11 protein-coding genes are annotated in these 11946 nt (G+C 73.9%); 5 read left to right on the top strand and 6 right to left on the bottom strand.

Features of this window, described 5'->3' with window-relative positions:
* Positions 1-113: 113 nt before the first annotated feature.
* Positions 114-899, bottom strand: coding sequence for an alpha/beta fold hydrolase (locus ACFVXK_RS16510; RefSeq protein WP_389612233.1), 786 nt, complete (start codon positions 897-899; stop codon positions 114-116).
* 125 nt (positions 900-1024) lie between these two features.
* Here ACFVXK_RS16510 and ACFVXK_RS16505 point away from each other — a divergent pair, with 125 nt between their 5' ends.
* A complete protein-coding gene (locus ACFVXK_RS16505) occupies positions 1025-1612 on the top strand; it encodes a TetR/AcrR family transcriptional regulator (RefSeq protein ID WP_389612231.1) in 588 nt (195 codons plus the stop codon).
* Positions 1613-1652: 40 nt separating this feature from the next.
* Positions 1653-2660 carry a phosphatidylinositol-specific phospholipase C gene (locus tag ACFVXK_RS16500; RefSeq protein ID WP_389612229.1) on the top strand — a complete coding sequence of 336 codons (1008 nt, stop codon included), beginning with the start codon at positions 1653-1655 and terminating at the stop codon, positions 2658-2660.
* On the opposite strand, the gene ACFVXK_RS16495 is transcribed toward ACFVXK_RS16500, so the two are convergent.
* The 5 genes from ACFVXK_RS16495 to ACFVXK_RS16475 form a co-directional block, all read right to left on the bottom strand.
* The gene (locus ACFVXK_RS16495) at positions 2640-4073 is read right to left on the bottom strand and encodes a sensor histidine kinase (RefSeq protein WP_389612226.1); all 1434 of its coding nucleotides are present in this window, start codon (positions 4071-4073) and stop codon (positions 2640-2642) included. The genes ACFVXK_RS16500 and ACFVXK_RS16495 overlap by 21 nt on opposite strands.
* The gene (locus ACFVXK_RS16490; protein ID WP_389612224.1) at positions 4070-4804 is read right to left on the bottom strand and encodes a response regulator transcription factor; all 735 of its coding nucleotides are present in this window, start codon (positions 4802-4804) and stop codon (positions 4070-4072) included. Before ACFVXK_RS16490 ends, ACFVXK_RS16495 begins: the two co-directional genes overlap by 4 nt.
* Before the next feature lie 85 nt (positions 4805-4889).
* Positions 4890-6158 carry a S1C family serine protease gene (locus ACFVXK_RS16485; protein WP_389612222.1) on the bottom strand — a complete coding sequence of 423 codons (1269 nt, stop codon included), beginning with the start codon at positions 6156-6158 and terminating at the stop codon, positions 4890-4892.
* A 202-nt stretch (positions 6159-6360) separates the two neighbouring features.
* Positions 6361-7383 carry a LacI family DNA-binding transcriptional regulator gene (locus tag ACFVXK_RS16480; protein WP_366451442.1) on the bottom strand — a complete coding sequence of 341 codons (1023 nt, stop codon included), beginning with the start codon at positions 7381-7383 and terminating at the stop codon, positions 6361-6363.
* A 74-nt stretch (positions 7384-7457) separates the two neighbouring features.
* Complete coding sequence (locus ACFVXK_RS16475; protein ID WP_389612220.1) at positions 7458-8249, bottom strand: response regulator transcription factor; 792 nt, start codon at positions 8247-8249, stop codon at positions 7458-7460.
* 473 nt (positions 8250-8722) lie between these two features.
* Between ACFVXK_RS16475 and ACFVXK_RS16470 the strand changes: the two genes are divergently transcribed.
* From ACFVXK_RS16470 to ACFVXK_RS16460, 3 genes are all read left to right on the top strand, one after another.
* Positions 8723-8977 (top strand): MoaD/ThiS family protein, encoded by a 255-nt coding sequence (locus ACFVXK_RS16470; RefSeq protein WP_389612218.1) that lies wholly within the window; start codon positions 8723-8725, stop codon positions 8975-8977.
* 790 nt (positions 8978-9767) lie between these two features.
* Entirely contained in the window at positions 9768-11021 is a 1254-nt protein-coding gene (locus ACFVXK_RS16465) for a hypothetical protein (protein WP_389612254.1), read from the top strand.
* Positions 11022-11148: 127 nt separating this feature from the next.
* On the top strand, positions 11149-11868 hold the full coding sequence (locus ACFVXK_RS16460; RefSeq protein ID WP_389612216.1) for a DUF2993 domain-containing protein: 720 nt from the start codon (positions 11149-11151) through the stop codon (positions 11866-11868).
* Positions 11869-11946 lie beyond the last annotated feature (78 nt).

Here is an 11946-nt window from a genome sequence, read left to right as displayed (position 1 = left end):
TTTTAACACTCCCCTTCTCAAAACAAACCCCCAAACACAATAACCCCCTGTGGGGGGGGGGGGGGGGGGGGCGGCCCCCCCCCCCGCCCCTTTTCGTTCGCCCCGGCCCGCGCTCAGACCTGGGCGAGGTACTTCGCCACGGCCGTGTGGAAGCCGTCCGGGTCGGTGAAGGGGACGAAGTGGTCCCCGTCGAGGGCCGTGTACGCGGTGCCGGGGCGCCGGGTGACCATCGCGTCGGCGGCGGCCTGGCCGAGGGCCTGGCTGTGCTTGGCGTGGATCAGCAGGGTGGGGCAGGTGATCGCGAGCCAGGTGTCCCAGTGGGCGCCGTCGCAGGCGCGGATGGAGTCGAGCATGTCCTGGCCGTGGAAGGCGAGCCGCCAGCCGTCCCCGCCGGGCAGGGGGCGTACGCCGTCGGCCACGAAGGGCAGGGCGGCGGGGTCGACGGCGGCGAGGAGCTCCTCGCGGGTGGGGGCGGTGTAGGGGAGGGAGCCGAGGAAGTCGAACCAGTGGGGGCCGGCGGGGATGGCGATGTCCACGTTGGCGTCGACGCCGATGAGGGCGCCGATCCGGTCGGGGTGGGCGGCGGCCAGGTGGTAGGCGTTGAGCCCGCCGAGGGAGTAGCCGAGGAGGGCGACCGGCTCGGTGAGGCCGAGGTGGTCGAGGAGGGCGAGGGCGTCGTCGACGTAGCCCTCGCGGCGGTAGTGCGGGGCCCGGTCGGAGTCGCCGTGGCCGCGCTGGTCGGGGGCGATGACCCGCCATTCGTCGCCGAGGGCGGCGGCCAGGCCGGTGAAGGCGAGGGCCTCGGACATCCCGCCGTGCAGGGCGAGCAGGGGGCGGCCGGGGCCACCGAAGTCCAGGTACGACAGCGTGCGTCCGTCGATGTCCAGCGTGTGGCGCATGGTTCGGCTCTCCCCGTTCGTCGGTGTCCGGTGCGGACGGCTTCAGCCTGCCAGGGGTTGGGCAAGCGCGCAATACGAACGTGTAGGGCGACCGCCCAAAAACGCGCCCCGGCTACGATCCCCGCATGGGAAATCGCGAGGACCTGCTGGCCGGAGCGCGCCGCTGCCTGGAGGAGAAGGGCTACCTGCGCACGACGGTGCGCGACATCGCCTCGGCGGCGCGGGTCAGCATGGCCGCGATCGGCTACCACTTCGGCTCCCGCGAGGTGCTCCTCAACCAGGCGCTGTTCGCCGCCATGGAGGAGTGGGCCGCCGGCGCCGGCCGGCTCGCCGGGCAGGGCGACACCACCGAGGAGCGCTACGCCGACACCTGGGACCGCAAGATCCGCGACTTCGGCGAGATGAGCTGGCTCTGGACCGCCTCCGTCGAGGCCTTCGTCCACGCGCAGTCCTCGCCCGAACTCCTCGCGATCCTCGCGGAGGGCCAGCGCCGCAACCGGCGCATGGTCGCCGCGGCCCTGCGCGGGGTGCCGGAGGAGGCGGTCACGGAGGAGGACGTCCGCTCCCTCGGCTCCCTGCACATCGCCCTGCTGAGCGGGGTCATGGTGCAGGTCCTCACCGACCCGGAGCACGCCCCCACGGGCGCGGAACTCGCCCAAGGGCTGCGCGCGATGGTCGAGTTGCTCGGAAAACCGGTCCGTACCGACGGGTAGTAAGCGCACGCTCCGCAGGCAATAATCCGGTCCGGCCACGATGGCCGAACGCACGGACGACGACCGGATCGCGGACCGAGGAGCGGGCATGGCACTGGACCGGCGGACCTTCCTGACCGGCGCACTGGCAGCGGGCGCGGCGACGGCCCTCAGCACCCCGGCCACAGCCGCCACAGCCGCCACGGCGGCCACGGCGGCCACCCCGGCCACCCGGGCCACCACCGCCATCCCGGCCCCCGCGCGCGCCGCCACCAGAACCCCCGCCAGAGCCCTCGGCACCCAGGACTGGATGGCCGGCCTCGCCGACTCCACCGCCCTCCAGCACATGACCATCCCCGGCACGCACGACTCCGGCGCCACCAAGGGCGGCCTCTACGTCGCCTGCCAGGACACCTCGATCGCCCAGCAGCTCGACTCCGGCATCCGCTTCCTCGACGTCCGCTGCCGGGTGACGGGCGGCTCGTTCGCCATCCACCACGCCGCGTTCTTCCAGGACCTGATGTTCGGCGACGTCCTCGTCGCCTGCTGGAACTTCCTCGCCGCGCACCCCTCCGAGACCGTCCTGATGCGCGTCAAGCAGGAGTACTCCACCGAGAGCGACGCCACCTTCCGCGCCGTCTTCGACGACTACCTCGACCACCGCGGCTGGCGCCCGCTGTTCCGGATCGCCGACACCCTGCCCGCCCTGGGCCAGGCCCGCGGCAAGGTCGTCCTCCTCGCCGACAACGCCGGACTGCCCGGCCTGCGTTATGGCGACGGCGCCGTCTTCGACATCCAGGACGACTACAACACCGAGCCCTTCGCCAAGCGCGGCCGGATCGAGGACCAGTTCCGCAAGGCGGTCCGGCAGCCCGGCAAGCTGTTCGTGAACTACACCAGCACCGCCGCCTACATGCCCCCGCGCTGGAACTCCGACCGGCTCAATCCGCAGGTCCACGCCTTCGTCGACGGGGCCGAACTGGCCGGCCGGACCGGGCTGGGCGTCGTCCCGATGGACTTCCCCGACACCCGCTCCGGCCTCGTCGCCTCACTGATCCGGCACAACTGACGGCGGCGGCGCCGGCGCGCCCGGGATGCGCAGCACCGCCTCCGTGCCGCCCGCCCCGTCCACCGCCGCCCGCAGCTCGGCGGTGCCGCCCGAGCGGGCGGCCGTACGGGCCACGATCGACAGGCCCAGCCCGCTGCCGGGCAGGGCCCGGGCGGACTCGGAGCGCCAGAACCGCTCGAAGACGTACGGGAGGTCCTCGGCCGGGATCCCGGGCCCGTGGTCGCGCACCGTCAGCTCGCCCGCGCACAGCCCGACCGCGACCACCCCGCCGGGCGGGCTGAACTTCACGGCGTTGTCCAGCAGGTTGACCACTGCCCGCTCCAGCGCGGCCGCCTCGCCCCGCACGTACCAGGGCTCCAGCTCCGCCTCGAACCGCAGCTCGGGACCGCGCAGCCGGGCCCGGGACAGGGCCGTCCCGGCGATCTCGTGCAGGGCCACCACCCCGAGGGGCGCGTGCGGGGCGGCGTCCGGGCGGGACAGCTCCTGGAGGTCCCCGATCAGCGAGGCCAGCTCCGTCATCTGCGCCTTCACCGAGGCCAGCAGCTCCCGGCGGTCCTCGGGCGGGATCGCCCGGCCGGTTTCCTCACTGCGCGCGAGCAGCTCGATGTTGGTGCGCAGCGAGGTGAGCGGGGTCCGCAGCTCGTGCCCGGCGTCCGCGATCAGCTGGGCCTGGCGCTCCTGCGAGGAGGCCAGGGCCGCGGTCATGGAGTTGAACGACCGCGACAGGCGGGCGATCTCGTCGTCCCCCTCCTCGGGGATCCGGACGGTGAGGTCCTCGGTGCGGGCGATGTGCTCGACCACCCCGGTGAGCTCGTCCACCGGCCGCAGCCCGGTGCGGGCCACCCACAGCCCGGCCGCGCCCGCCCCGACCACGCCGATGCCGGAGACCAGGAGCAGCACCCAGGCCAGGGTGGAGAGGGGCCGGTCGATGTCGGCGAGGGGCTTGGCGATGGACACCCCGAAGGACGCGCCGTTGGTGAGGCGCTTGTTGATCGTGTAGACGCGCATCTTGGTGCCGTCGGCGGTCGTCGCGTCGTGCAGGGTCTTGGCGCTCAGGCCCGCCGCGACGGCCTTGTCCGTCGCGGAGACCGGCAGGTCGCTGCGTCCGCTCACCAGGCAGCGGGTGCCGTCCGCGGTGACGATCTGCACGGTCGGGCCGAGCTCCTCGGCGATGTTCGGCAGCCCCGGCCCCGGGCGGGTCACGCAGCCCCTGTTGTTCAGGGTGCTGACCACCTGCTCGTCGGGCTGCGTGGACAGCAGGGACTGGTTCAGCTGCTCGTTCAGCTGCGCCCGCACCATCACCCACGACACCCCCGCCACCGCCGCGACCGCCACCGCGACCGCGACCGTCACCAGCAGCGCCAGCCGCGAGCGCAGCGGCAGCGCGCGGAACCGGGCGGCGGGACCGGTCATTCGGGCCCGCCCTCACCGGCGCGCAGCACGTACCCGACCCCGCGCACGGTGTGGACCAGGCGCGGCTCGCCGCCGGCCTCGGTCTTGCGGCGCAGGTACATCACGTACACGTCGAGGGAGTTGGAGCTGGGCTCGAAGTCGAAGCCCCAGACGGTCTTGAGGATCTGCTCGCGGGTCAGGACCTGGCGCGGGTGCGCGAGGAACATCTCCAGCAGGGTGAACTCCGTACGCGTCAGCTCGACGGGCCGCCCGCCGCGGACGACCTCGCGGGTGGCGAGGTCCATGCGCAGGTCGCCGAAGGTCAGCACGTCCTCGGGGTGTGCCGGGCCGGCCGCGGGGGCGGCGTAGGAGCTGCGGCGCAGCAGGGCGCGGACGCGGGCGAACAGCTCGTCGAGCTCGAAGGGCTTGACGAGGTAGTCGTCGGCGCCCGCGTCGAGGCCGGTGACGCGGTCGCCGACGGTGTCGCGGGCGGTCAGCATCAGGATCGGGGTGACGCTGCCGCCGGCGCGCAGCCGGCGGGCCGCCGTCAGGCCGTCCATGCGGGGCATCTGGATGTCGAGGACGATCAGTTCGGGGGCGTACGAGGCCGCCTGGTCGAGGGCGTCGATGCCGTCGACGGCGGTTCGTACGTCGTACCCCTCGAAGGCGAGGCTGCGGCGCAGGGCCTCGCGCACGGCCGGCTCGTCGTCGACGACGAGGATCCGCTGCGGGTCGCCTTCGGCGGGATTCATTCGGGGCCCCCAGGGGTGGTGTCTTCGCGTGGGCGGGACGGGTCCGGCCGCTCCGGCGCGGTCCCGTCCCAGGGTGTCAGACGGATCAGAGGGAGATGCCGAACCCGTTGCCGCTGCTGCCGTTCCCGCTCCCGTTACCGCCCGAGCTGCTGCCGGAGCCGCTGCCGCCCTTGCGGAGATTGGCGAGGTCGGCCTTGACGGTGTTGACGGGGATGGCGAAGCCGAGGCCGACGCTGCCGGCGCTGGAGCTGTCGTTGGACGGGGAGAAGATCGCGGACGGCATCCCGACGATCTCGCCGTTCATGTTGACGAGGGCGCCGCCGGAGTTGCCGGGGTTGAGGGAGGCGTCGGTCTGGATGGCCTTGTAGGAGGTGGTGTTCGACCCGGTGTTGCCGTTGAACTGCTGGCCGTCGTACGAGAACGGCCAGCCGCCGCCCCCGCCGCCCTGGCGGCGCTGCGGCTGCTGCTGCTCCTCGGACTTGGGCACGTTCACCTCGCGGTCGAGCGCGGAGACGATGCCGCTGGTGACGGTGCCGGTGAGGCGGTCGGGGGAGCCGATGGCGACGACCTGGTCGCCGACCTTGAGGTTGTCGGAGTTGCCGAGCTTGGCGGGCTTGAGGCCGCTCGCGCCCTGGAGCTTGATCAGGGCGAGGTCCTTGTCGGGGTCGGTGCCGACCGTCCGGGCGTTGTACTTCTTGCCGTCGCTCATCGTCACCTGGATCTCGGTGGCGCCGCTGACGACGTGGTTGTTGGTGACGATCTCGCCGTCGGCGGTGACGACGATGCCGGACCCGGTGCCCTGGCCGGAGCCGGTGCGGGTGTCGATGCGGACGACGGAGGGGCTGACCTGTTCGGCGACGCCGGAGACGGTGCCGTTGCTGGACTGGGAGACGTTGGTGCCGGTGAAGCCGGCTCCGGGGGTCCCGTTCTGCCCGAGGAACTGCTGCATGGCGGCCGCCGTCCCGCCGCCCACCACGGCCGCGGCGAGGGCGACGGCGGCGAGGAGCGCGACGGGGCGCTTGGCGCGGGGGGCCGGGGCCGGGGCGGCGGGGGCCGCGTCGCCCCAGTGGGCCCAGCCGTCGTTGCCGCCGTTTCCGTTGCCGCCGTTGCCGTCTCCGGCGGGGACGGTCTCGCCCTGGATGACCGTCTCCGCCGGGGGCTGGTGGGCCTCGTGCCATCCCGGGGCGGGGGCGGCCGGGGGGTACGCGGGCGGCGGCGGGTAGGACCCGCCGCCGCCCATCGCGTCCTGAGCCAGCCGGTCACGTCCGCGCTGCCACTGCTCGCCGAAGGGCGAGTGCGGGGCCGGGCGGTTCTCCTGCGGGTACTCGCCTTCGCGGCGGAAGCTGTCGGTCATGTCTATGACTCTGACCGCGGATCATGAGAGGTTCCTGAGTCCCGGCTGAGAAGCCCGACAGAACCGCGTATGCCCGATATAAGGCCGGTCCGCCGCCGTCGGTCCCGCCCGGCCCCCGGCGGACGGAGTCCGGCGCAGCGGGCCGAAGCCCGGGAGGCGTCCCGGCGCCGAGCGGTGCGAGGGACGCGTCAAAGGGAAACGGCTAGCGGCAGCCGCAGCTGCGGCGGATGACCAGGGCCGACGGGAACTGCTTCAGGCGCTCGCGGCGGGAGCCCGCCACGCGGAGGGCGTCGTCCAGGACGAGGTCCACCGCCGCGCGGGCCATCGCCGGCCGGTCCGAGGCGACCGTCGTCAGCGGCGGGTCCGTCAGCGCGGCCTCCTTCACGTCGTCGAAGCCGGCCACGGCCAGTTCCCCGGGCACGTCGATCCGCAGCTCCCGCGCAGCCCGCAGCACACCGATGGCCTGGTCGTCCGTCGCGCAGAAGATCGCCGTCGGCCGGTCCGGGCGGGCCAGGACCTCCAGGGCGACCCGGTACGCGTCGTAGCGGTTGTACGGGGCCTCGATGATGCGGCCCTCGACCGACCGCCCGGCCTCCAGCATGGCCCGCCGCCAGCCCTCGACGTGGTCGGCGACCGGGTCGCCGACCGACGGGGTGTTCTCGATGCCGCCGATGCAGGCCACGTACTCGTGCCCGTGCTCCAGCAGGTGCCGGGTCGCGAGCTGGGCGCCGCCGATGTCGTCCGTGACGACGGCCACGTCGTCGATGGCCTCGGGACGCTCGTGCAGCAGCACGATCCGCGCGTCCCAGGCCTCGATCTCCGACGCCGCCCGCTCGCTCATGCCCTGGCTGACCAGGATCAGCCCGGACACCCGCATCCCGAGGAACGCGCGCAGGTAGTGGACCTCGCGCTCGTCGCGGTAGTCGGAGTTCCCGACCAGGACCATCTTTCCGCGCTCGGCGGCGGCCTGCTCGACCGCGTGCGCCATCTCCGCGAAGAACGGCTGGCGCGCGTCCGGGACGATCATGCCTATGAGGTCGGTGCGCCGCGACGCCATCGCCTGGGCGACCCGGTCCGGGCGGTAGCCCAGGTCCTTGATCGCGGCGAGGACACGCTCGCGCGTGGCCGGGGCGACCGGCCGGGGTCCGTTGTTGATGACGTAGCTCACGACGGCGGTAGACGTACCCGCAAGTCGTGCAACGTCATCCCGCGTCACCTTGGCCACGCGCGGAAGTCTACGCGGGGTGACCTACCTCTGGGCAGGGCGTCCTGGAGAGTGGATGGTCACAGGGCCTCCTCCTAATGGGGGACGGCCGCCGGAGTCTCGGCCGGTGCCTCGGCGGGAGCCTCGGCCGGGGCCTTCTTCCGGTCGGCGCGCTCGGCCTTGGCCGCCGCCTCCGCCGCCGCCGCCCGCTCGACCTTCTCGGGGGTGACGAAGCGGTAGCCGACGTTGCGGACGGTACCGATCAGCGACTCGTGCTCGGGCCCGAGCTTGGCGCGCAGCCGCCGGACGTGGACGTCCACCGTCCGGGTGCCGCCGAAGTAGTCGTAGCCCCAGACCTCCTGGAGGAGCTGGGCGCGGGTGAAGACCCGGCCGGGATGCTGGGCGAGGTACTTCAGGAGCTCGAACTCCTTGAAGGTCAGGTCCAGGACCCGGCCCTTGAGCTTGGCGGAGTACGTCGCCTCGTCGACCGACAGGTCGCCGTTGCGGATCTCCATGGGGGAGTCGTCGGAGCCGAGCTGCTGGCGGCCGGTGGCCAGCCGCAGCCGTGCCTCGACCTCGGCCGGGCCGGCGGTGTCGAGGAGCACGTCGTCGATGCCCCAGTCGGCGGTGACGGCGGCGAGGCCGCCCTCCGTCACGACGAGGATCAGCGGGCAGCCGGGTCCGGTGGACCGCAGCAGCTGGCACAGCGACCGCACCTGCGGCAGGTCGCGCCGGCCGTCGACGAGGATCACGTCGGCTCCGGGGGTGTCCACCAGGGCCGGCCCCTCGGCCGGGGCGACCCGGACGTTGTGGAGCAGCAGTCCGAGTGCGGGCAGCACCTCGGAGGACGGCTGCAGGGCGTTGGTCAGCAGCAGGAGAGAACTCACGCCCGACCACCTGCCCGGGTGGGATGGTCGTACTCCTGTTTGCTTCGCTGGTCCATCACGTCGGTTCCTCCTCGGTCCCGTCGAGGACGTGCGCGGTACGGCTTCGTGCGATGTGACTGCTGGCATGCCGTCCGGTCCCCGCGCCCTGAGGTCCGGATGGATACCACTGTTCTCGGTCCGTTCAACGTACTGAAAGCACAAAAGGACCCGGGGGCTACGTTGCCCGGATCCTCTACGCCGCCAGAATAGCCCACCAGCCCTTTCGGGGCCGAGGGCCGCCATGCACCGCATTCTGTGGTTCGCGCCACGCCTTCCTCCTGCGTATGCCCTGGTTTCACCGGATCGGTGGAACCCCTGCGGGCCGCCCGGGCGCACGGACGGCGCGCGGAGGCACGCCGGGGTGACGAGCCGGAGGCGTCATCATGGAGGCCGTCGGTAGAGATCCGACGGAGCCCGACACGATAGGAGCTGCAGTGGCAACCGGAACCATCCGCTACTGGGCGGCGGCCAAGGCCGCGGCCGGGACGGCGGAGGAGCCGTACTCGGCACGCACACTGGCCGAGGCGCTCGACGCAGTGCGGGAACGCCACCCGGGGGAGCTGACCCGGGTCCTGCAGCGCTGCTCCTTCCTCGTGAACGACGATCCCGTGGGCAAGCGGGCCCACGACACCGTGCTGCTGACCGAAGGGGGCACCGTCGAGGTGCTCCCGCCGTTCGCGGGCGGGTGAGCGGGCGATGAGCACTCCCGAGGAGCAGCAGCGCCGGCAGCAGCAGGCCGCCGCGCAGCAGGACCCGTACAGCACGCAGACCTGGCAGGCCGACACCTGGGAGACCGGGTACCAGCCGGTGCAGCCGCCGCTCGGCTCGGTGCCGGGGCAGGCGGCGCCGCCGGTTCCGCCGGTTCCTTCGGCGGGGCAGCAGGATTGGCAGCAGCAGGCCGGGGGTACCGGGGCCGGCGGTGGTGCGCCGTGGCCCGACGCCTCCGCCTCGTCCGGCGGCGGGGCCGGGTACCCGGCGCAGCCGCAGGGCTCCGCCGTGCCCGAGTCGTGGTTCCGCGACCCCCAGCCGCAGGCGCCCCAGCCGACCGGTGGGGGCGTGCCGTGGCCGGACGCCTCGTCCGGCGGCGGGGCCGGATATCCCGGCCAGCAGGCGCAGGGCTCCGCCGGGTACCCCGGGCAGCCGCAGGGCTCCGCCGGGTACGCCGGTCAGCCGCAGGGCTCCGCCGGGCAGCAGGCGCAGCCGCAGGGCTCCGCCGCGCCCGACTCCTGGTTCCGCGACCCCCAGCCCCACCCGCAACCGGACGCCGCCGCCGAGACGGCGTACCTGCCGCCCGTGCGGGAGCCCGTCGACGCCGGCGGCGCCGAGACCGCCTACCTGCCGCCGTACCCGGGGCAGCAGGCGCAGCCGCAGGGAGCCGCCGTGCCCGAGTCCTGGTTCCGCGACCCCCAGCCGCAGCCCCCGGCCGACGCGGCCGCCGAGACGGCGTACCTGCCGCCGGTCCGTGAGGGTCAGCCCCCGGTGGACGTGGCCGCGGCGGAGACGGCGTACCTGCCACCGGTCCGCGAGGGGCAGTTCCCGGCCGATGCCGCAGCGCAGACGGCGTACCTGCCGCCGGTCCGCGAGGCTCAGCTCCCGGCCGACGCGGCCGCCGAGACGGCGTACCTGCCGCCGGTCCGTGACGGTCAGCCCCCGGTGGACGGGGCCGCAGCGCAGACGGCCTACCTGCCGCCCGTTCGCGACGGGCGGTTCCCGGCCGACGCCGCCGCCGCCGAGACCGCCTACCTGCCCCCCGTGCGGGAGCCGCAGGCCGATGCTGCCGCGCAGACGGCGTATCTCCCGCCGGTGCCCCCGGTGGACGTGGCCGCCGCCGAGACGGCGTACCTGCCGCCCGTGCGGGAGCCGCAGGTCGATGTGGCCGCCGCGCAGGCGGCCCACCTGCCGGACGCCGGGTCGCCGCAGGCCGCGGCCGGTGGGGCGGAGTGGTCGCCGCCGACGCTCGGCGGGAACACCCTGCGCGCCGTGGACCCGGCCCAGGCGCGGGCCGAGGGGCGGTCGCCGATCATCGACCCCGGGCCGCAGTCGGCCATACTGACCGCCGCCCTCGGGCTGGTGCTGGCCGGCGCCGCCGCGCTGGGCCACTACGCGCTGCTGGCGCCGCTGGTCGCCCTCCAGGGCCTCACCGCGGCCGGCTGGTTCCGGCTCAACGGCATGTGGCCGGCCCGCCAGGGCATCGCCCTCGCCTTCGCCGGAGCCCTCGTCGCCGACTGCGCGGTGCTCGCCGTGGACGGTGCGTACGGCCCCGGCGCGATCATCGGCACCCTCGGGGTGTGGGTGCTGCTCACCCTGGTCCTCCAGCTGCGCAGCCACGCCGACCCCGACGAGCGGATGTACGGGCTGATGGCCTCGGTGGCCTCGGCCGCGCTGGCCATCGCCTGTACCGGGTTCCTCGCGGCCGACTGGAAGGCCGTGAGCGCCGGGGCGGCAGCCGTGGCCGTCGCCGTGTTCGCGCGGGCCCTGCCGCTGCCGACCGCGCCCTCCGTGGGCGTCTCGCTGGCCGCCGCGGCCGGTGCGGGCATCGCGGTCGGCGGGCTGGTCGGGCTGGGCGCGGCCGGTGCGCTGGTCGGCCTGGTGGCCGGCGCCTGCGCGCTGGTCGGGCTGCGCGTCGCCGCGTACGACTACCCGTCGAAGTTCGTGCACATGACGGCCGGTGTCGCGCTGCCGCTGGCGGTGGCCGCTCCCGCCGTCTACCTGATCGGCCGGGTGGTGGGCTGAGGCACCGGGTGGGGCGGGCGGGACGGGTGGGCGCCGGGGGAGACGGTGCTCACAAGTCCCGCTCACCGCGCTCCGACCGCGATCATGGTCCACTAGAACGCACGTACTGATGAGGAGGGGGAGGCACGTGCGTTTCCTGCGTTTCGTGGTGATCGTCGCAGTGGTGTTGGGGGGCCTGTTCGTCGGCGCCGACCGATGGGCGGTCGGCTACGCCGAGAACCGGCTCGCCGAGAAGATCCAGTCCCGCCAGGGCCTGGCCGGCAGCGTCGAGGTCGACATCCACGGCTTCCCGTTCCTCACCCAGGCCCTCAGCCACGAGCTCGACCAGGTCGACCTCAAGCTGACGGACGTCGACGCCACCGCCGACGGCCGCAAGACCCGCCTCTCCCGCCTGGACGCCAGCTTCCACGAGGTGAAGCTGAACTCGGGCTACACCGGCGGCTCCGCCCGGCGGGCCGAGGGCACCGCGCTGATCTCGTACGCGGATCTCACCAAGGCCTCCCAGACGGGCGCGACCCTGACCTACGGCGGCCAGCCCGGCACGCTGAAGGTCACCGCGTCGGTGGACTTCCTGGGCCGGACGATCACCCGCAGCGTGATCTCCACCGTCGAGCTCGTCGACGGCAAGGAGGGGTCGGGCCGGGGCAAGACGGTCCGGGTCCACGCGGACTCCGTGCCGGGCGAGGGCATACCGGGGATCGAGAGCGCCATCCGCAAGCGGACGGACTTCGACCGCCGCATCGACGACGGCCTCCCGGCCGGCCTGAAGCTCTCCGCCCTGACCTCGGACGAGGCGGGCGTCCACCTCACGCTGACCGGCACGGACGTGAGTCTGGCCGGATCGTGAGACGGTGCGGTCCGATCCGCAGAAGGACGGGCCGCACGAGCAGCCCCGGAAGGCCGTGGGGAGGCCTCCCGGGGCTTT

It is taken from the genome of Streptomyces sp. NPDC058157, from assembly GCF_042884105.1.
GTDB lineage: Bacteria > Actinomycetota > Actinomycetes > Streptomycetales > Streptomycetaceae > Streptomyces.
The sequence above is the reverse complement of the archived record's forward strand: the minus strand, read 5'-3'. Positions and strand labels throughout refer to the sequence as shown.